Here is a 20,442-nt window from a genome sequence, read left to right as displayed (position 1 = left end):
AGAATCAGCGGCTCTTGGAGGTTTCTTTGACCTTGACCTTGACTTTGACCTTCGTCTCCAGCGCAGCAGCGGATTTGCGCCGGGACAGCCGGAGAAGGATGGCATTCCGGTAACGGTATATCACAATCAGCGCAGCAATGGCTGCGGCGAAGAGGGCAATCCAGAGGGCGTAGGTTTCGATTAAGTGGAAAATGCCCATCCACTGCGGTCCGAAGATTTTGCCGATACCCAGGAATAACAGTACCCAGAACAAGGCGCCGCCATAGGCGTACATTGCGAATTTGCGGAAAGGCAGTGCGATAATACCGGCGAAGTAGCCGGTGAAATGGCGGACGCCCGGGACGAAGTAACCGATGGAGATCAGCACGCTGCCGTACCGCTCGAACCAGCGCTGGGTCTTTTCCAGCTTGGCCGGAGAGAACATGAACCATTTGCCGTAACGCTGGATGAAGGGCAGCCCGGCCCTAAGCCCAATGAAATAAGTAATGGTCATGCCAACTGTGGTCCCTGCAAAAGCTACGATAACCAGCGTGAAGAAATCCAGCCTCCCGGTATAGGACAGAAACCCGGCGAAGGCCATGGTAGTCTCTCCGGGAAAGGGAAGAGCAATGAATTCCAGCAAAAGCCCAAAGAACAATACGCTATATCCATAGCTGGCGAACAATTCCTGTATCCATTTCAGCATTTCCATACATTCATCACTCTCCGAAGGCGGCGCGCCTGATTCTATTCTGAAGCTTGTCTTCATACAATCTACCAAATGGCGTGAAAGCGCCAATAGAATGCTGGAGGTAGAGAAGATGAAGGAAAGCCGGGAAAATCCTATCCGCCGGGTTATGATCCGCGGGTTGCTTGTTATGGCAGTGCTTCTAAGTATGTCAGCCCTTGGGGGCAAGGGGCAATCCCCGGCTTCATGGAGGACCTTCTCCCTGCAGGCTGAAGCAGGCAGTGCAGCATCTTTACTCTCTAAGAATAATCCTCCGGAAGTCCCGGTGCAAGATTTGCCGCCGGCTGCAGTCAAGAATGCTGAAGCAGAGCCGCTGCAGCCCCACGGTTCAGGGGGTTCAGCTTATACACTTGCCACCGATCCGCAGGCTTCTACCCTACAGAAAGTATCCGCCGCTGCGGGCACATCTAATCAGGAAGCCAAGAGCAGCAAGGCAACACGGGTCGTCTACCTTACATTCGATGACGGGCCAAGTGCGGTTACTCCCCGGGTGCTCCAGATATTGCAGGAGCAGGGAGTGAAGGCTACCTTCTTCGTGCTGGGGGAGCAAGCTGCCAGCCGCCCCGAGCTGGTCAATGCCATCTGGGAGCAGGGGCATGCCATCGGCAATCATACCTATAACCATAATTATCATGATCTCTATAGCGGATTCACGGAGTTCTGGCGTCAGATCAAACAGACAGAGGAAACGGTCAGAGGCATTACAGGGGTTCGTCCGCAGCTGGTCCGTGCACCGGGAGGTACCTTTGGCCATTTTGACAATACTTATTTTTATCTGCTGAAGCAGGCGGGCTATGAGGTGATGGACTGGACTGTAGACAGCGGAGACTCCAGCCGCCGGGGAGTGCCCGCCGCAGAGATCCTGCAGCATTCGGTTGCTGATCTGGACTCCCGGAGTGTTGTCCTGCTGCTGCATGACGGGTCGGGCCATGAGCAGAGTGCCAAGGCGCTGCCCGCCATTATTGAACGCTACAAAGCCGCCGGTTATGAATTCGGCTTACTTAATGCGCAGAGTGAGCCGGTACAGTTCAGAGTGTCGGCTCAGGCAGCGGCACTGCAGCGGGTGAAGCCGTCCAAAGCCTGGATCTCGGCGAATATTGTTCCGAATGCTGAACTGTTTGCACCCGGCAAACCGCTTGCTCTGGAGGTAGGCAGGCTGGAAACCATCCTGAAGCCTGGAGAGTACAACCTTAGAAACGGGCAATATTTCGTGCCTCTCCGTACCGCCGTGGAGCGGCTGGGCGGGCAAGTCGGCTGGGATACGGCTACCCGCAGCGGACTGGTAAGCTGGAATGGGCGGACAGTGACTGTAAATTCAAAGAAACAGCAGATGGAAGTCGTCCAGCCGGACGGTGCGGTGGAGCTCAAGACTGCAGAGATACAGCTCATTGGTTCTTCCCTATGGGTATCCCTGCGGGATTTGCTCGAAGCTACAGGACATCCGCCGCTTGCGGCCAGTGTAAACGTAGAAGAACGCAGAGTGAAGGCACTTTGAACCGATGTGTCAGCCGTTGATATAAATAGCCGGGAGAGGCGGGGCTAAAAAGAATTCGCTGAATGTCTGGGCACCCTTTTTGATGGGAAGAATAGATAGTAATAGGCTCCCGGAAGCCGAATAGCCAGTGATATTGCGGGCAGGCGGGGGAGCTAGTCTATGACCGAAAGAAGGGTGTCATCCTTGTCCTCTTCATCATTGATAGATCAGATCAAATATGAGCATGAAAAGCGGAATAGTTCCGGAAAATCTGCGGCTGGGTTCCTGTCCCGCCGGCGTGTCCGCAGCACTGTACAGGAGTGGGCGCGGATGCTGCTTTTAACCGCAGCAGTCTTAGGGTTATATCTGTGGCGGGGCGGAGAATCACTGCTGCTGCTTCTGACGGCTGGCATAATTGTAATGTCCGGCGGGCTGCTTATGCATCTCTGCGGTCCACGGCGGGTAGCCGTTCTCCGCACAATAACTCCTGCACGCCCGTCGGCCGGGGATACCGTTACCGTTAAGGTACAGATCAGCTTTGTCTCCAAGATCCCGCTTCCGTGGATAGTTGTTGCCGATTACTGGAGTGAAGGCAGCCATCAGGAGCTGCTGTTTCCCGGATTCCGGCGCTCCTTCACTTATTCGTATGAACTGAAGTCTGTTCCCAGAGGGGTCCACCAGCTTTACGGCTGCGGTGTCACCTGGGGGGATCTGCCTGGTTTGTTCACAGGCGGCTGTCAGCCGGGCGGCAAGGAGAGCTTCAAGGTGCTCCCGAAGGCGCTGTATCTGGCCGGCAGCTTGCCGGATAACCGTGTAATGCCGGGAGACCGGATGCTTCCCGGACGGGGGAAGCAGGGCAGTGCAGAAGCAGCGGATATCCGTGACTATGCTCCCGGTGATCCGCTTAGCCGGATTCACTGGAAGAACAGCGCACGCAAGGGAACCCTGCAGAGCAGAGTACCTGAACGGGAAGCCGGGCAAATGACCTGTATCGTGCTTGCGAACTCTCCGGAGGATTATGAGGTTCCTTACGGTGCCTTGGTACCGCGCGGGCAGCGCGGAACGGTTATGCCTGCTTTTGAACGGGCGGTGTCGGCGGCAATGGGACTGCTTCTCTCTGCCGAACGTTCCAGCAGTTACCTGCAGCTCTTCAGCGGCGGCTGGCCGGAAGGGATGGCCAGACATGAAGGCCTGGGTCAAATCCCCGGCAGGGTACAAGACCTGCTGACGGAAATATCCCCATCCGGCTCACAGAGTCTCAGCCGGCTGCTGGAGGATGCTTCGCGGGGCTGGATTCCCGGCATGACGGTGTCTGTCATTACCGGCCGGCTTGAAGAAGAGTCTGCCCGGACGCTTGCCCGCTTTTTGGTCCAGGGAATTAAGGTCGAGCTGTATTATGTCTGGGATCAGCCCTCTCCGGGGGGAGGACCGGCGGAAGATCCGGTACGGAGTTCAACCGGAACCAAGGAGGCCAGGGAAGGATTCCCTGAGCCAATAGAGAGTTATCCGGCTGTTAAGTATAGCCCGGGTTCCGGCGGCAAGCAGCGTACATCGGGCACTATAGCCGGAAGTCTGATGCGGCTCGGTGCGCGGATCCATTGTCTGAACGATGTCTCTCCTGCACAAGGGTACAAGGGGGCGGAGTATTATGGATATCCGGGCCAACCGACATCCCACTAGGGTTACGCCAGCAGACTTAGGGGGCCCTATGAATTCTCCAGGGGGCAGCCGGCAGCCGGAAGCGGAAAGTACGGAGAACAGCTTCGCCGATAAAAGGGAGAGCAGTCCCCTGTATTATCGCGGGCTGTTCTCTTTGGCTATTATGGGGATGTTCACCCTGTGGCTGCTGCCGCTCAAGCGGCTGGCCGCATCGGCGGATACCGCCGAGCTTCTGAAGCTCCTGATGCTCTCGGCTGCCGGACTGCTGTTATGGGGATGCATTCAGCTTCCCCGCCTTCTGCAGGCCTGCGGGCAGTTCCTCCTGATCTTCCTGACCTGGTTCTACCTGTGCGCGGCACAGGAGGGGGCAGCTTGGCTGCGGCTCTATGCAGCAGATATCCGTGAGGATGCCCTCCTGCTCCTGTCAGGCCGGATTTCTGCCTTAAGTGAGAACAGCCGGCTGCTGATTCTGGTGCTTGGCTGGGGCCTGTTAGTGTCATCTGTCCAGCAGCTGGCTCTTTACAGGGGAAGTATCACCTTATTTACAGGTGTAACCCTGGTATATCTGCTGGCGCTAGATATGGTCTATGCTGTCGATACGTCCGGTGATGTACTGGTCTCAGCGGGGCTGATTCTCTGGATGCGGTCATTAAGCGGACTGCTCCGTCTGCAGGAGCGGACAGGAAGCCACGCTCTTCCTTACGCCCGCTGGGGAATATGGGCGTTCTCTACAGCGGTGGCCGTGACGGTGGCAGCCTGGATAGGCGGGCAGGGACTTGGTGCCCGGCCAGTGGTTCCCATTACACTGCAGCCGGTTCTAAACAAGCTGGAGAATTGGGCGGAAACGCAAAGGCCCGGAGAATCTGCCGGACCTCAGGCGGCCAGCACCGGTTACAGTGCGGGAGACGGGGAGCTGGGAATGCCCTTGTCGCCCAGCAGAGAGGCCGTCTTTAGCGTAACGGCTGCCCGTCCGTCCTACTGGCAGGGAGAAAGCATAGCTTATTATGACGGCCGCCGCTGGATCAGAAGCGGGGTGTCCTATGAACCGCTTAATTTAACGAGCCTCCCGGTTGCGGAGCCGGAAGCGGCCGGGCCAGCGCCGCTCATTCAGCGGATTCAGTTCGCCAAGCCTTCATCCGGCGGGCTTCCTCTCTTCAGCGCAGGCACGGCAGTCGATGTACAGAATATCCGGCTGGCTGATGGGAGCCAGCTTGGTTATGTCCTTGCGAACGGCGAGAAGAGCAGCTTCCGGCTGCCGGAGGTCTCCGGGTCCGCCAAGTTAACGGAATATACGGTGAAGTCCGTGCTTCCGGAAAGTGATCCGGTTGTGCTGCGCAAGCTGCAGGGGATTGATCCTGAGCGGGTGAGCAATCTGTATTTGCAGCTCCCCGCAGCCGTGCCGGAGCGGTTGAAGCTTCTGGCAGAGCAGCTTACTGCTGCTGCGGCTAACCGTTATGATGCCGCTGCTGCGGTTGCAGATTATTTGCAAACCGGCTACACCTACACCCTGCAGACCCGAGTGCCGCCGCCCGGTGCGGACTTCGCCGACGATTTCCTTTTCGGGACCCGGCAGGGATACTGCGTGCATTTCGCCACGGCGATGACGGTCCTGCTGCGCAGCAGCGGCATACCGGCCCGTTACGTCCAGGGCTACGGCCCGGGGACGCTTGTGGCCGGCTCCATGCCGCAGCGCTACAATGTGACCGGCGGCGATGCCCACGCCTGGGTCGAGGTCTATTTCCCCGGCGCCGGCTGGGTCCCCTTCGACCCCACGCCTGCTGCCTCCGCCGCTGCCGCAGGCGCGGCGGAGACGAATCCGGCGGCTGCATCCGCGCCGCCGGGAGCCCGCATGTCCGCTGCGCAGCTCGCGGACGCTCTGTCCGCCGCCCTGCCGCAGGCGGGCGGCACAGCTCCGGCGCCGCTTGCCGCTGCGGCGCTGGGGCTGGCCGCCGCCATCCGCTGGCGGCGTTGCCTGGCCCTGCTGCCGGCGGTGCGCCGCGCCGGCAGATTAAGCCGTGAGCGGCAGCTTCGCGCCGCCGCTCTGGCCTGGCACGGGCTGGCGGCGCGGTATGGGCCGCCGCTGCCCGGGGTTACCGCCAGGGAGTACGCAGACTCCCTGGCCATTGAGGACGGGCGGCTGCGCGCCGCCGTCCGGGACTTCGTACGCCAGTGGGAAACCCTGGCGTACAGCGGATGCGCGGGCGGGCTTGCCGCCCGCGTGCATCCCCCGCGCCGGGGCGCATCCGGCGCGGACCCGCAGCCCCCGCGTCCCGGCGCATCCGGCGCGGTCCCGAATCCCCCGCGTCCTGGGGCATCCGGCGCGGTCCCGCAATCGCCGCGCCCCGGCGCATCCGGCGCGGTCCCGCATTCCCCGCGCCCCGGCGCATCCGTACCGGTCCCGCCCTTGCGCTCCTGCGCTCCTGCCAAGGATGCGGAAGCCAATGACGCTGCCGCGTTCATTGCCAGATGTTTGACGATTACATTCCGTCTGACCCGATAAGATGAAAAGGCGTTCACTGCTAATGCAGCGAGCGCCTTTCATTTACATCAATATTTAAGCTGAACTTGGATGCCAACTGAAATCTTGCACGAAATACAACAATCTCCTCATAATAACGAGCCTAATCAGAAATTGTTGTATAAAAAGCAGCATTTCCCCGTAATCAGGCGGTTAAGCGCATCAATTCCTGCATTTCATACAACAATTGTTACAAATCGCTCAGTATTCATGAATCCATGTTGTAATACTTACAACATTTAGCCCTTTCTTTACAGGGGAACTTAAGTGAGCTCACTTTGCTGCTGTGCGGCGCCCCGGAGAGTACATCGTGACCCTGGAGGGCTGCAAAAGTATAGCTCCGGCGTATTAGTTGGTTTTCCGGCGTATTAGTGAGTTCGGCGTATTAGTTAGTTCATAGTAATTTTCCTGATGTACGCCCGCCGGCCAGCCCTCTGTTTTGTCCAGCATATGACGGCAATCATGAAAGAGAAAATCACTTGTTAGCAGCGGTAACGTCACACCTATCCTCACTATGCAAACGTGGAAGCGGATACCGGTTCCAAGATCTGGATTCGTGATTTTCCATGCTCTTCCGAATCGCCCAGCCCCCGCCACATATAGGAAGAATCCTTGTCCATGAGACGTCTCCTTTCCTTGACGCTGAGAATTAACCATGAGTATAATGAATCCAATAATCAAGGGAGGCAAGTAATGAACAAGCCAAATGAAATTATCGTTGTTCTGGATTTCGGGGGACAGTATAACCAGCTTATCGCGCGCAGAATTCGGGACCTGGGGGTATACAGCGAGCTTCTGCCGTACAATACACCAATGGAGAAGATTAAGGCACTGTCGCCAAAAGGGATTGTTTTCTCAGGCGGGCCAAGCAGTGTGTACGCTGAGGATGCACCACATGTAGATCCGGCGATTTATGAACTCGGACTTCCGATCTTCGGAATCTGTTACGGGATGCAACTGATGGCCCAGCAGCAGGGCGGCAAGGTAGAGCGCGCATCCAAGCGGGAATACGGCAAAGCGGATGTGGAATTCTCGCCAGGGTCCGTGCTTGCAGCGGGTCTTGAGAGCAATCAGACCGTATGGATGAGCCACGGGGACCATGTCGTGGAGCTTCCGGAAGGCTTTAAGCTGGATGCCGGGACAGAGAGCGCTCCAATCGCAGCTATGAGCAACGATGCACGCAAATTCTTCGCCGTACAGTTCCATCCTGAGGTGCGCCACTCTGTGAACGGGAATGAGATGATTTCGAACTTCCTGTATGAGGTCTGCGGCTGCGAGGGCAAATGGACGATGGAGTCGTTTATTGACGATGCCATTAAGGATATCCGCGACAAAGTCGGCGACAAAAAAGTGCTCTGCGCACTCAGCGGCGGTGTAGATTCCTCTGTTGTGGCTATGCTGATTCACCGTGCCATCGGCGACCAGTTGACTTGTATGTTCATTGACCATGGCCTTTTGCGTAAAGGTGAAGCGGAGAGCGTTATGGAGACTTTTGTCGGCAAATTCGATATCCATGTGGTCAAAATCGATGCCCGTGACCGCTTCCTCGGCAAGCTGGCCGGTGTTTCCGATCCCGAACAGAAACGTAAGATCATCGGTAATGAATTCATTTATTGCTTCGACGAAGAATCGGCCAAGCTGGGTGATTTCTCATTCCTGGCGCAAGGCACGCTGTATACAGATATCGTGGAGAGCGGTACAGCAACGGCTCAGACGATTAAGTCCCACCATAATGTAGGCGGGCTGCCTGAAGATATGAAATTCAGTCTGATCGAGCCGCTGAACACCCTGTTCAAAGATGAGGTCCGTAAGCTGGGTGAGGAACTCGGCATGCCGCATGCCATCGTTTGGCGTCAGCCTTTCCCGGGTCCGGGTCTGGCCATCCGTGTACTGGGTGAAGTAACCGAAGAGAAGCTGACTATTGTTCGTGATTCGGACTTTATCCTGCGTGAAGAGATTGCCAAAGCCGGTCTCGACCGCGAAATCTGGCAGTATTTCACCGCATTGCCTAACATGAAGAGTGTTGGCGTTATGGGTGACGAGCGTACGTATTCCTATACCGTAGGTATCCGCGCTGTAACTTCCGTAGATGGAATGACCGCAGACTGGGCACGTATTCCGTGGGATATTCTGGAGAAAATCTCCGTGCGTATCGTCAACGAAGTCGATAACGTGAACCGCATCGTGTACGACATTACTTCGAAGCCGCCTGCAACGATTGAGTGGGAGTAGGTCTCAGTAACAGCTGACTATCAAATTCCGGAGCCGGAACGCCTACCTTGGCGTTTCCGGCTTTTTTTGTTGATATATGGGCATGCCGTTTCTATTTGAGAAACTTCTCTTTTCTGCTCCGCATACAAACACAAGGACAGTCAAATGCTATACACAGAAAATGATGCCACCCGGCTATCCGGCTTAGCGCTCCACCATACGTGTATAACCTGGCTTGAGTACAGTACCGTCCGCGTTTATACCGCGAGGTTTGGCGGATCATCCCTGTACCAAGCGGAATTTGTCATGAAAATGTTCGATTTACGAACAATTGTATGAACCTTACGCTTAATGTTCGTATTTACCATTGACAACTCATGTCATATACACCTAAAATGATAAAGCGCTACAGCAAATACATATTCGTATAATTCCGGGGATTGGCCCGGAAGTCTCTACGAGGTCACCGTAATGACCTGGCTACGATTAAGAAGAGCAGCTTAGCTGGAAGTCCGGTTAACACCGGATATGCCGGACAAGAATCTCTTTTTTCGGGCCGGTGTCTTCCCAGATGCCGGCTTTTCTGTTGCTGTGATGGCATAACATACACCTTAGGGGGAGAACAATTTGAATCGCTTTTTCAAGTTGAAAGAGAACGGCACCACAGTACGCACAGAGATCATGGCCGGTTTGACCACGTTTATGGCAATGGCTTATATCCTATCGGTTAATCCCAATACCCTGACTGCCTTTGGCCGCATTGATATGGGCTGGTATTCCGTATTCCTGGCTACAGCACTTGCAGCAGGTATTTTCACAATTGCCATGGGCTTATTCATTAACTTCCCGGTAGCTCTGGCACCTGGTATGGGCCTTAATGCATATTTTGCTTCCGTAGTGTTGTCTTCGGCAACCACCGAACATGAGTTTACCTGGCAAATGGGTCTTACTGCGGTATTTATCTCCGGTATCATCTTCATCCTGCTGACCGTTACCCGGGTCCGGCAAATATTGCTTACCGCAATTCCTGACAGCCTGAAGCATGCCATCACGGTCGGTATCGGGATGTTCATCACTATTATCGGTCTGAAGAACAGCGGATTGATGACGATCGGCGTTGAAGCCGGTAATGACATTGCCGCTAATAAATTCACGGATGTTCTTTCCTTCGAGACTGTAATTCATATGGGCAGCTTGGAGAACACCGATGTTCAGCTCGTAATCATCGGCCTGCTGCTGATCTCCATCCTGATGGTGCTGCGCGTACGCGGCGCAATCCTGTTCGGTATTCTGGGTACTACGCTGGCTGCGATCCTGATGGGCGCTGTAGATTTCAGTTCTATTAATGATTCACAAGCCCATTGGATTCCGGACTTCACGCAGCTCAACTTCTGGGAATTCGACTGGGAAGGCATTATGCACACCGGTATCGTTTCCGCAATTGCTACCTTTACGTTTGTAGAATTGTTTGATACCTTCGGTACACTTGTAGGTACTGCTGAACGTGCAGGAATCATGAAGGATGCTGAAGAAGGCAAAAGACGTGTTGGTAACGCCATGTTTGTAGATGCAGTAGCCGTTGCCGGTGGTGCGATGCTGGGTACTTCCACAACCACTGCTTATGTTGAGAGTGCTGCCGGTGTAGCTGAAGGCGGACGTACGGGTCTGACTGCAGTAACTACAGGTGTGTGCTTCCTGCTCGCATTGTTCCTGGCTCCGATTGTAGCGCTTATTCCCGGCCCTGCAACAGCCGCTGCACTGATTATTGTCGGTGTCCTGATGGCTCAATCCATCCGTGACATTGATTTCCAGGACATGGTCCTGGCGATCCCGGCATTCCTGACCTTTGTTATTATGCCTTTCACTTACAACATCGCTAACGGTATTTCGTTCGGGATTGTCACTTATGTGATTCTGGCTTGCGTAGCGAATCTGGCCGGCAAGAAGAAATATGATATCCACTGGATGATGTGGGTACTGGCTGTTCTGATTATTCTGCGTTATGTTCTGATCGGCAGCCAAGGCTAAGAGAGAACGAACGACATCCATTTTTAAGTATACGGTTCCTTCATTAATATGAAGGGGCCGTTTTTTTATAAAAATATAAGAATTTATTTGCTTCACGCTATCAATTATCCTTCTATTTCTCGCTGAAACGGTACCGTCCTTATAAAAGGACGGCAAAGCCGTTTCTACTTGTTATAGAAATGTACAGGTTTCACTTGAGAATCCCTCATAAGGAGGCTGCAGCCGGGGTTAACCTCTGCTTTACCCTTTTCTTCATCCAGTATTTAGATTATATTGTTGAAGAGGTGATAAACGTTGTCCGGCTTACTTACGAGAGCTTACAAGTCCTGCAGTAACAATCCCTGGCCGTACCTATTGTTTCTGCTGGGGGCAATCGTTCGTATCATATACATAAATTCTATTCCTCCGGGACTGAACCAGGACGAAGCATCTATCGGCTATGATGCCTACGCCATTCTTCACTACGGGATGGACCGCAATGGTGTACATCTGCCCGTTCATCTTATCGCCTGGGGCAGCGGACAGAATGCGCTGTATGCCTACTTGTCCATGCCGTTTATTCTGCTGTTCGGCCTGACGCCGCTGTCTGTGCGGGCACTTAGTCTGGTCATGGGCTTACTGGCCATGATTGTCTTCTACCTGATTATGAAACGGCTGTCCGCCTCATCCGGAGCAGGAATCGCTGCCATATTCTTTATTGCAATCAATCCCTGGCATATTATGATGTCCAGGTGGGCGCTGGAATCGAATCTGTTTCCCACGATGATTCTGATAGCTGTGTACCTTCTGCTAAGATCCTTCGACAATCCGAGATGGTTTTATGCGTTTACCGGCATGCTGGCCCTCTCGCTGTATGCCTATGGAACAGCTTACTTTTTTGTCCCGTTATTTGCACTTGGTACGGCAATTCTTCTATTGTATAGCAAGATACTTAAGCTCAGGACTCTTGTGTGGAACAGCCTGCTGTTTGCAGTAATGGCCCTGCCTATACTATTATTTATTGTTATTAACCGTTACTCCATGCAGGACATAGCCACTCCATTGTTCACTATTCCCAGGCTTACGATGCCGCGTGTGGAGGAAATCTCCTCCGTGTTCAGCGGACAGCTGGGGAGGGCAGCTGCGGATAACTTCAGTGCATTCAGCAAGCTTATGCTTAGCGGGACTGACGGCTTGCCATGGAATTCAATTTCTCCTTACGGCTATGCGTACCCGATCGCGCTTCCCTTTGCGCTGCTGGGGCTGGTTGTCCTCATACATTCTTGGTGGACCAGACGGCGGGAGAACGCAGGGTATGGAGTCTTGCTGCTCTGGTTCCTGATTGCCGTGCTGATGGCGTTTATTACAAGTGTAAACATCAACCGGATCAATATTATTTTTTATCCGTTCATCATGCTGGTAAGCGCCGGATTTGTGTGGCTTGCGGGGAGAGTCAAGGGGGCTGCCGTATTGGCCGCTGCAGTGTTTACAATATTTTTTGCCCTGTTCTCTAATGATTATTTCCGTGAGTTCCCCGGCCGGATCGGACCGGATTTTTATGATTCTTTCGGCGAGGCGGTGCAGTATGCCTCCGAACACAGCCCGGGAGAAATCTATATTACCAATAATGTGAATATGCCCTACATTTATGTGCTGTTCTATGAGCGGATCAATCCGCATGACTTCCAGGATTCCGCCGTTTATGCCAATCCGGGAGAAGCTTTCCAGCGTGTATCCTCCTTTGGGAGATACAGATTTGATGATTTGAACATGGTGCCTGCAAATGCCGCATATATCTTTGGGAATAGCTCTCCGCTTCCTGCGGCAAGTACAGAATATACAGTTAAGCGTTTCGCCAACTACAGCGTAATGCTTACTAAAGACAAAGCGGACGGGCTTCCGGCAGCTCCGGAGGTTCCTGCTGCTGAATTTAGGAACGGGGGATTTGAAGAAGGGACTTCGGGCTGGACATTCTCTGCGGGAACGGGAGTGGCTGACAATAAGCCTTACGCCGGAACTAGGCTGGCTTATCTTGATGCGGGAGCTGACAGAAGCGTGTCACAGGTTTTTGCCGCGGCAGCCGGTGACTACAAGCTATCCGCCATGGTTAGTGCAGGCGGCAGCGGCGGCGGGAAGATCGGAATCCGTGCAGCCGGCACTGTGCTGGCAGAAGCCGAACTGCAGGCAGGGGAAGATTATCATCAGGTTACACTTCCTGCGGTCACGCTGGAGCAGGGAATGCAGGCAGAAGTTTTCATAACCGGCGGTAACGGCTGGATTAACATTGACGAGGTGAGGGTAGAACGATGACCAAGAATACACGCGCGGCGGCAACCGTTATACTGATGCTCTTATTATTTATTCTTCCTGTAACAAACGTTTATGCTGAGGGGAATTTACTGCAGAATCCGGGTTTTGAGGATGGGGAGGACGGTGCGCCTGCCAGCTGGAGCAAAGATATGTGGATCTCGGGCGATGCCTCCGGTCTGCTGTCCGTTCAGTCCGAGGATGTTCACTCCGGCAGCAAAGCGGCAGTCATTGAGAACCTTGAACCCAATCACCTGAAGTGGGTACAGACGGTTGCCGTTTCGCCGGACAGCTACTATAAGATCTCGGGTTATGTCAAAATAGTCAGTACAGCAGGCGGGGGAATGGGTGCTAATATATTCCCGGTCGGGATTGGCGGCGGTTATCCCGCCACCCAGGATACAGCCGGCGAATGGCAGTATCTCGAGTTCATCGGCCAGACCGGCAAAGAGCAGACCGAGATCGGGATAGGTGCTGCCCTGGGCGGATATGCCAACCTGATTCAAGGCAAGGCCTATTTCGATGATCTGTCCGTAGAACAGCTGGATGCAGCTCCGGAAGGCGCGAACATTGTATCGCTGGACAGCGGGGCGCCGGTGGCCGGGGCGGATGCGGGCGGCGGGAGCCAGCCGGCAGAAACACCGCATAAGGTGTCACCTGCCAAGCTGCTGCTGATATCGGCAGTATTCAGTGTGTTCTTTGCTCTTTTATATCACAGAGCCTTCAGCAGTAAACGCCTGCTGAACCAGCAGGACGTGATCTATACACGCTGGCTGTATGTCCTGTTTGGGGTAGCGTTCATTCTGCGGATCTGGATTGGCCTGACTGCGCAGGGCTATCAGAATGATATGAATACATTCATGGCTTGGAGCCATCGTCTGACTGACCTTGGTCCGGGCAAGTTCTATGAAGAAGGCTATTTCGCGGATTACCCCCCAGGTTACTTGTATGTGCTGTACCTGCTGAGTCTGCTCCGCGGATTGTTTAATTTTGCGGGCGGATCAGGCGCAGAGACTGTGCTATATAAGCTGCCGGCCATCATCTCCGACCTCGTGCTCGGCTGGATCATCTACAAAGGCGCGCGTGCCAAGATCGGCTCCGGACTTGCGATCGGGCTGATGATGCTGTTCCTGTTTAACCCGGCAGTGCTGATGGACTCTGCGGCGTGGGGACAAGCAGACTCCTTCTTCCTTATCTTCCTGCTGCTCAGCATAATGGGAGTAGTGGATAGAACCTTTGTGCGTGCAGCAATCTTTTTCGCCATTGCCACACTGATCAAACCGCAGGCGCTGATTTTCACACCGGTCCTGCTCTTTGCCTTCTATCATCACCGTGCCTGGAAGCAGCTTGCTCAGGGCGCTGTCTACGGACTGGGGATATTTGCTCTGCTCGCAGCCCCGTTCTTCTGGAATAACGGCGGTTTTGCCGGAGTGATTGATTTATATAAGAGCACTTTATCCTCTTATCCGTATTCTACGGTTAATGCATTCAATCTTTATGCTTTGACGGATCCGATGTGGTCGGCGCTTGATGTCACCTGGCTCGGCATACCCTACCGCATATGGGGCTTTATTTTCATACTTGTAGCAGTAGCTCTTGCTGCTTATTATTCGTTTAATACCAAGGACCGCAAGGATCTATCTAAATCGTATTTCCTCGGCATGGTGCTGATCACCGTTGTCTTTGTATTTGGCACCAAAATGCATGAACGCTACCTGTATCCAGTTCTGCTCCTGTCTCTATTCACCTTCATTGAGAGCAAGGACCGGCGGTTCCTGACACTGTTTCTCGGATTCTCGCTGACTCAATATATTAATGTAGGCTATACGCTGGCCTATCTCAATACCGGCAGCAATCCGCCGACAGACGGGATTGTCCTGGTTACAGCGATTACTACCGTAGTTCTGGCGTTATATCTGCTGTATGTTGGGTACGATGTATATATCCGCAAAGCAACAAAGCACCTGCCAGAGCCTGTTTCAACGCAGGCTGCATTTGAAGCAGATATGCGGCTTGCAGAGGGGATTCAGCCCCTTGCCAAGCAAGAACGTCGTTCCCCGCTGAAGCTGCAGCGCAGAGACTGGATCTGGATGATCGCGATCACGGTACTCTATGGAGCGCTTGCGCTTTATCATCTGGGGGATACCAAGTCGCCTGAGACCCTGTGGGAGCCTGCCGCCAGCGGCGAGAGCTTCTATGTGGATCTGGGGCAGGCCCACCAGCTGGAGCGGGTAAATATCTTCGGCGGTGTCGGCACAGGCAAGTTTCAGCTGGAGTTCAGCCAGACGCCGGATAATTGGAGCAGCCCGCTTGATGTGAGCGAGGATGTCGGCAATGTCTTCATATGGAAAAGCCAGCCGCTGAACGTATCGGCAAGATACGTCAAGCTGACAGTCACCTCTCCGGGCTTCACCCTGAACGAAGTGGCGTTCTATGACCAGGAGGCACCGAAGACGCCTCTGCCAATTGCCGGTGTTACACCGGATGCCGCTGCGGCCTCCAAAAGAGGGACGCCGGCCAATCTGTTCGATGAGCAGCCGATGATCCCGGAAAACTCGAATTTCATGAACAGTACGTATTTTGATGAAATCTATCATGCACGGACGGCTTATGAACATTATCATGATATTGTTCCTTATGAGAATACGCACCCGCCGCTTGGCAAGCTGCTGATCGGTGCCGGCATGGAGCTGTTTGGCGTCAATCCGTTCGGCTGGCGTATCATCGGCACCCTGTTCGGCATTGCAATGCTGCCGCTGATCTATATCATGGCGATGCGGCTGTTCCGGAAGACTACCTATGCTGCATTAGCAGCCGGACTGTTCGCCCTGGACTTCATGCATTTCACCCAGACGCGCATTTCGACGATTGATGTATACGGCGTATTCTTCATTATGCTGATGTTCTATTTCATGCAGCGGTATTATACGATGAACTTCTACCGTATGCCGCTGCGCACAACGCTGGTTCCGCTTTTCTGGTCCGGACTGTTCTTCGGAATCGGAGTGGCCTCCAAGTGGATTGTTCTCTACGGTGGGGCAGGACTTGCGGTGATGCTGGCGCTGGCGCTGTTTGAGCGGTATAGGGAGTATAAGGCCGCAGGCCGTCTGCTGGCTGAAGGCAAGCTGACCGGTCAGGAGCTCAAAGCTGCCTGCCGGACAGCGGACCAATCCTTCTGGAAGAACACCATCATCACTTTGGCCAGCTGCATCATATTCTTCATTGCGATCCCGGTTATCATCTATAGTCTGTCCTTTGTCCCGGCGCTCTCTGCTTCGGCGGAAGGCTTCACCATTAAGGGATTGATTGATGCCCAGAAAAATATGTACAACTATCACAGCCAGCTTGTAGCAACGCATCCGTTCGCCTCCTCCTGGTGGGAGTGGCCGTTCATGAAACGTCCGGTATGGTTCTTCAGCGGCGGTGAAGGATTGCCGGAAGGCAAGGCCAGCAGTATCGTGACCATGGGGAATCCCCTCATCTGGTGGACCGGAATCTTCGCTATGCTGGCAGCCGTGTGGCTTACCGTGAAACGCAGGGACAAGAATCTGTACATGATCTGGATCGGGTTCTTCTCACAGTATGTTCCGTGGATGCTTGTGCCGCGTGAGACGTTCCTGTACCATTATTTTGCGATGGTGCCATTTATGATTCTGTCGGTTGTCTATGTCCTGAAGCTGCTTGACAGCAGATTCGGCGACACCAAATACCTGCGGTATGCCTATGTGGCTGCTGCAGCCATCCTGTTTGTAATGTTCTATCCGGTGTTATCCGGAATGCAGGTTAACAGCAGTTATATCAATACTGTACTGCGCTGGTTCCCTTCCTGGGTATTCTAGGGGCACTATTTAAGAAGTCATATGTTTCAGAAGACAGTTTTATTGCGGGGTATCTCGTAGAAACTTATAGGAGGAACTAAGGTGAAAGCCAGATACAGTGTAATTATCCCCATGTTCAATGAGGAGGAAGTCATTCAAATAACCTATGAGCGGCTCAAAAAAGTAATGGATGGTTGCGGCGATTCCTATGAACTGGTTTTCGTCAATGACGGCAGCCGGGACCGCACGGCGGAGATCATGCGCGAGATCAGCAGCCGGGATGAGCATGTCAAGCTGATCGACTTCTCCCGTAATTTCGGCCACCAGGTGGCGATTACAGCTGGTATGGATTATGCCGAAGGCCAGGCAGTCGTGGTGATTGACGCAGACCTCCAGGATCCTCCTGAGGTAATTCTGCAGATGATTGCGAAGTGGAAAGAAGGCTACGAAGTCGTGTATGCTAAGCGGTTGAAGCGTCACGGGGAGACTTTCTTCAAGAAAGTCACCGCTAAGATCTTTTACCGCCTGCTCAGCAGTATGACCAGTGTTGAAATCCCTACCGATACCGGTGACTTCCGGCTGATCGACCGTAAAGTCTGTGATGTGCTGCGCGGTCTGAAGGAGAAGAACCGGTACGTACGGGGTCTGGTGAGCTGGGTAGGCTTCCGGCAGACCATGGTAGAATATGTGCGGGAGGAGCGCTTTGCCGGGGAAACGAAATATCCGCTCAAAAAAATGATCCGGTTTGCGCTCGACGGCATCACCTCCTTTTCCCACAAACCGCTCAAAATCGCATCCTATATCGGATTCTTTCTGTCCTTTTCCAGCTTCATCTATCTGTTCCTGGTATTGTTCCAAAAGGTCTTTACCTCCTGGACTGTACCCGGATGGGCATCTATAGTCGGCGTGAATCTGCTCTTCAACGGGATTGTGCTGATGCTGCTGGGGGTAATTGGTGAGTATATCGGACGGATCTATGATGAGTCGAAGGACAGACCGCTCTATATTGTACGTGAGACCAAAGGCTATCCGGATGCGGAAATAGAAGACACGCGGAAGGAAAGCGATTATGCCAGATAAGAGATGGAGTGCGGGGTTCATCCAGTTCCTGAAATTCAATGCGGTAGGCCTGCTGAATACACTGATTGACTTTGCTGTATTCACACTGCTGCATTCCTTTGGGATGATCAACACCCCTGCGCAGATTATTTCCTATAGCGCCGGTACGGCCAACAGCTTCTTCTGGAACAAAAAGGTGACCTTCCGCGACCGGGACAGAGGTAATAAAGAGGGCTTCGACCGGATGCAGCTGGTTAGGTTTATCGTGCTGAACCTGGTGGTGCTGGGTATATCGGTGCTGCTGATTCATATATTGACCGATTCCCTTGGTATTCAAGTGCTGATCGCCAAAGTGCTGGTCACATTTGTTACGGTGATCATTAATTTCTTCGGAAGCCGGAAATGGGTATTCTAAAAATTAAGAAGCATTGCTTCTTAATTTTTTCCGGGAGGGTAACATCTATTCTATATTACGGAGGCGATTGTCATGCGGAAATTATCCTATTTGATTATACTTGCCGGGGTACTGATTATGCTCTATCCCAAAGGAAGCGAATGGTACAATGACCGTCAGCAGCAAAAGCTGCTGGAAGAGGCTGAACAGGCCTACAGTGAAATCGTTCCGTCTGCCTCAGCTCCGGCCAGTGCTGATCTAAGTAAGCCTTATGCGGAAGTAACCCAGCTGCTGGCGGATGAGTCGGCTGCGGAAGAGCCAGAACCCTCTGCTGCGCCTGAGATTGAAGTCGGAGGCAAGGTGATGGCGATTATCGAAATCGACAAAATAGATCTGAAGCTGCCTGTGCTGGAAGGCGCCACCAAGGCGAATATGAAGCATGCTGCTGCGCATATGAAGGAGACGGCTCCGCTTGGCTCTGCTGGCAATGCTGCAATTGCAGCGCATAGATCAAGAACTACGGGAAGGCTGTTCAACAGATTGAATGAAGTCGGAGTCGGGGACACTATTTCCGTTACAACCGGCAAGCAGGCATACAATTATGTAGTTTATGATGTGACTATTGTGGAACCAACCGATGTATCCGTATTGAAAGGGAATAAGGATGACAAGATTCTAACACTCATTACTTGTGATCCGCTGGTGAATCCAACGCATAGACTTATCATTCACGCAAAGTTATCGTGATGTTTGTAGAATAATGACGGAAAAACTTAAAATACTTAAAATTTTTATTTGTTTTCGCGGAAATCTAGTGATTTAGGTCTTGATAATAGAAATAGATATGGTAAGATATAACTATACAAAGCTAATACACGATAAACGGCAAACCTATCGAAAGGTAGGGACGCAAAGCTAGAGGGCCTTCCCGTAAGGATGGCAGCCAGCTACCGAATGAAGAGGCTTTTTTTGTTTGTTCTTATTGTGAATCTAGCATTTTATGGTAGAAGCAAGGACAGATAAAGCTTATACGATAACGGCAAACCTATCGAAAGGTAGGGACGCAAAGCTAAAGGGCCTTCCCGTAAGGATGGCAGCCAGCTACCGAAAGGGGTTTTATCCAATGAAGAAGTTCTATTTAATGTTGGTTACACTATTCGTAGTGGTTACGTCGGTGCAGACAGGTACAGCTCAAGCTGCTAATGCAGATGCAAGCTGGTTGAACATAGGTCAACTTGATCAGGGTGTTATCGGAGTTTCTTATAATGTTCCTAAGGATAAGAAGATTAAGCTGATGATCACCAAAGATAATAACAGCTACACCTACAACTTATACACTTCCAAACCAACTGAAACATTCCCGCTTCAACAAGGTAACGGTTCATACAAGGTTTCTGTACTTGAGAACACTACCGGCAACAAATACAAAGTAATCTCTTCCGAGACAGTAGATCTTAGCCTGAGCAACGCCAACGCCGTATATCTGAGCTCCGTACAGAATGTTAAATGGAGTTCTTCCGATAAAGCAGTTCTGAAAGCAACACAGCTTACACAAGGTTTGACATCAGATGAAGACAAAGTGAAGGCTATCTATAATTATATCGTAGCCAATGTGAAATATGATTATTCCCTGGCTTCCAGTGTAACTACAGATTACATCCCTAACAACGACAGTACCCTGGCTACCAAGAAGGGGATCTGCTACGATTACGCTTCATTGTTCGCTACTATGCTTCGCAGTGAAGGCATTCCTACCAAACTGGTTATGGGTAACACAAGTTATGTGACGTCTTACCACGCTTGGAATGAAGTGTTCCTTAATGGCAAATGGGTAACTATTGATACTACAGTTGATGCTGGACTTGCCAAGAACAGCAAAACAGCAGATCTGGTTAAAGTGGCAAGTAAATATACTGCAGCTAAGTTCTACTAAGAGCACAGATGCATTCATAGTTTCATTGAGGATAACCCGCTTAGTAACTAAGCGGGTTATTTTTATTTTGGAAAAGGTTGCTTTTTGGTAGAGAGATAGGGTATTATAAATAAGCGTTGTTGGAGCGGCAAACTTAATAAGAAATGACTTAAATAAGTGATTTCAAAATAAAGCTTGCATTACTCGAATGAATGTGATATATTATAAGAGTTGCTGGTGACGCGGTAAGCGGCGCTGACAACGAGCTTGATCTTTGAAAACTGAACAACGAGTGAGTGGGAAATCACGAAAGTGACTTCCAAAATAGAGAATGAAAATTCTCGTCAGATGTTTCA

Annotated in this window: 12 protein-coding genes and 3 riboswitches; of the genes, 11 read left to right on the top strand and 1 reads right to left on the bottom strand. The window is 52.5% G+C overall.

The window, feature by feature from the left end; all coding sequences use genetic code 11:
• Nucleotides 1-4: 4 nt before the first annotated feature.
• Complete coding sequence (locus GC101_RS27510; protein WP_171719928.1) at nucleotides 5-691, bottom strand: DedA family protein; 687 nt, start codon at nucleotides 689-691, stop codon at nucleotides 5-7.
• Nucleotides 692-800: 109 nt separating this feature from the next.
• Between GC101_RS27510 and GC101_RS27505 the strand changes: the two genes are divergently transcribed.
• From GC101_RS27505 to GC101_RS27455, 11 genes are all read left to right on the top strand, one after another.
• Nucleotides 801-2,222 (top strand): polysaccharide deacetylase family protein, encoded by a 1,422-nt coding sequence (locus tag GC101_RS27505; protein WP_246354544.1) that lies wholly within the window; start codon nucleotides 801-803, stop codon nucleotides 2,220-2,222.
• A gap of 159 nt (nucleotides 2,223-2,381) precedes the next feature.
• Nucleotides 2,382-3,881, top strand: a complete 1,500-nt coding sequence (locus tag GC101_RS27500; protein ID WP_171719927.1) for a DUF58 domain-containing protein — start codon at nucleotides 2,382-2,384, stop codon at nucleotides 3,879-3,881.
• Nucleotides 3,882-3,909: 28 nt separating this feature from the next.
• Nucleotides 3,910-6,360 (top strand): transglutaminase domain-containing protein, encoded by a 2,451-nt coding sequence (locus GC101_RS27495; RefSeq protein ID WP_171719926.1) that lies wholly within the window; start codon nucleotides 3,910-3,912, stop codon nucleotides 6,358-6,360.
• A 711-nt stretch (nucleotides 6,361-7,071) separates the two neighbouring features.
• Nucleotides 7,072-8,610 (top strand): glutamine-hydrolyzing GMP synthase, encoded by a 1,539-nt coding sequence (guaA, locus tag GC101_RS27490; protein WP_171719925.1) that lies wholly within the window; start codon nucleotides 7,072-7,074, stop codon nucleotides 8,608-8,610.
• A 382-nt stretch (nucleotides 8,611-8,992) separates the two neighbouring features.
• Nucleotides 8,993-9,092: riboswitch (purine riboswitch) on the top strand.
• Nucleotides 9,093-9,216: 124 nt separating this feature from the next.
• Nucleotides 9,217-10,617 (top strand): NCS2 family permease, encoded by a 1,401-nt coding sequence (locus tag GC101_RS27485; protein WP_039309746.1) that lies wholly within the window; start codon nucleotides 9,217-9,219, stop codon nucleotides 10,615-10,617.
• A gap of 294 nt (nucleotides 10,618-10,911) precedes the next feature.
• Complete coding sequence (locus GC101_RS27480) at nucleotides 10,912-12,906, top strand: carbohydrate-binding protein (protein ID WP_171719924.1); 1,995 nt, start codon at nucleotides 10,912-10,914, stop codon at nucleotides 12,904-12,906.
• Nucleotides 12,903-16,742, top strand: a complete 3,840-nt coding sequence (locus GC101_RS27475) for a phospholipid carrier-dependent glycosyltransferase (RefSeq protein ID WP_171719923.1) — start codon at nucleotides 12,903-12,905, stop codon at nucleotides 16,740-16,742. Before GC101_RS27480 ends, GC101_RS27475 begins: the two co-directional genes overlap by 4 nt.
• 81 nt (nucleotides 16,743-16,823) lie before the next feature.
• Nucleotides 16,824-17,801 carry a glycosyltransferase gene (locus GC101_RS27470; protein WP_171719922.1) on the top strand — a complete coding sequence of 326 codons (978 nt, stop codon included), beginning with the start codon at nucleotides 16,824-16,826 and terminating at the stop codon, nucleotides 17,799-17,801.
• Nucleotides 17,791-18,195 carry a GtrA family protein gene (locus GC101_RS27465; protein ID WP_171719921.1) on the top strand — a complete coding sequence of 135 codons (405 nt, stop codon included), beginning with the start codon at nucleotides 17,791-17,793 and terminating at the stop codon, nucleotides 18,193-18,195. The genes GC101_RS27470 and GC101_RS27465 overlap by 11 nt, the downstream gene beginning before the upstream one ends.
• Nucleotides 18,196-18,267: 72 nt before the next feature.
• The gene (locus tag GC101_RS27460) at nucleotides 18,268-18,921 is read left to right on the top strand and encodes a class D sortase (RefSeq protein WP_042133377.1); all 654 of its coding nucleotides are present in this window, start codon (nucleotides 18,268-18,270) and stop codon (nucleotides 18,919-18,921) included.
• Between the two features lie 127 nt (nucleotides 18,922-19,048).
• A riboswitch (cyclic di-GMP riboswitch) is annotated at nucleotides 19,049-19,129 on the top strand.
• Between the two features lie 73 nt (nucleotides 19,130-19,202).
• Nucleotides 19,203-19,283, top strand: a riboswitch (cyclic di-GMP riboswitch).
• A gap of 32 nt (nucleotides 19,284-19,315) precedes the next feature.
• Entirely contained in the window at nucleotides 19,316-20,107 is a 792-nt protein-coding gene (locus tag GC101_RS27455) for a transglutaminase-like domain-containing protein (protein WP_246354543.1), read from the top strand.
• Nucleotides 20,108-20,442: the final 335 nt, after the last annotated feature.

It is taken from the genome of Paenibacillus phytohabitans (assembly GCF_013141775.1).
Taxonomy (GTDB): Bacteria; Bacillota; Bacilli; order Paenibacillales; family Paenibacillaceae; genus Paenibacillus_AQ; species Paenibacillus_AQ phytohabitans.
Note: the sequence above shows the minus strand (reverse complement) of the source record. Positions and strands in the feature narration are given on the sequence as shown.

Bases quoted from the DNA above. Each gene is read 5' to 3' on its own strand.
- GC101_RS27510 (WP_171719928.1), bottom strand. From the start codon at position 691: ATGGAAATGCTGAAATGGATACAGGAATTGTTCGCCAGCTATGGATAT.
- GC101_RS27505 (WP_246354544.1), top strand. From the start codon at position 801: ATGAAGGAAAGCCGGGAAAATCCTATCCGCCGGGTTATGATCCGCGGG.
- GC101_RS27500 (WP_171719927.1), top strand. From the start codon at position 2,382: ATGACCGAAAGAAGGGTGTCATCCTTGTCCTCTTCATCATTGATAGAT.
- GC101_RS27495 (WP_171719926.1), top strand. From the start codon at position 3,910: ATGAATTCTCCAGGGGGCAGCCGGCAGCCGGAAGCGGAAAGTACGGAG.
- guaA (WP_171719925.1), top strand. From the start codon at position 7,072: ATGAACAAGCCAAATGAAATTATCGTTGTTCTGGATTTCGGGGGACAG.
- GC101_RS27475 (WP_171719923.1), top strand. From the start codon at position 12,903: ATGACCAAGAATACACGCGCGGCGGCAACCGTTATACTGATGCTCTTA.
- GC101_RS27465 (WP_171719921.1), top strand. From the start codon at position 17,791: ATGCCAGATAAGAGATGGAGTGCGGGGTTCATCCAGTTCCTGAAATTC.
- GC101_RS27460 (WP_042133377.1), top strand. From the start codon at position 18,268: ATGCGGAAATTATCCTATTTGATTATACTTGCCGGGGTACTGATTATG.
- GC101_RS27455 (WP_246354543.1), top strand. From the start codon at position 19,316: ATGTTGGTTACACTATTCGTAGTGGTTACGTCGGTGCAGACAGGTACA.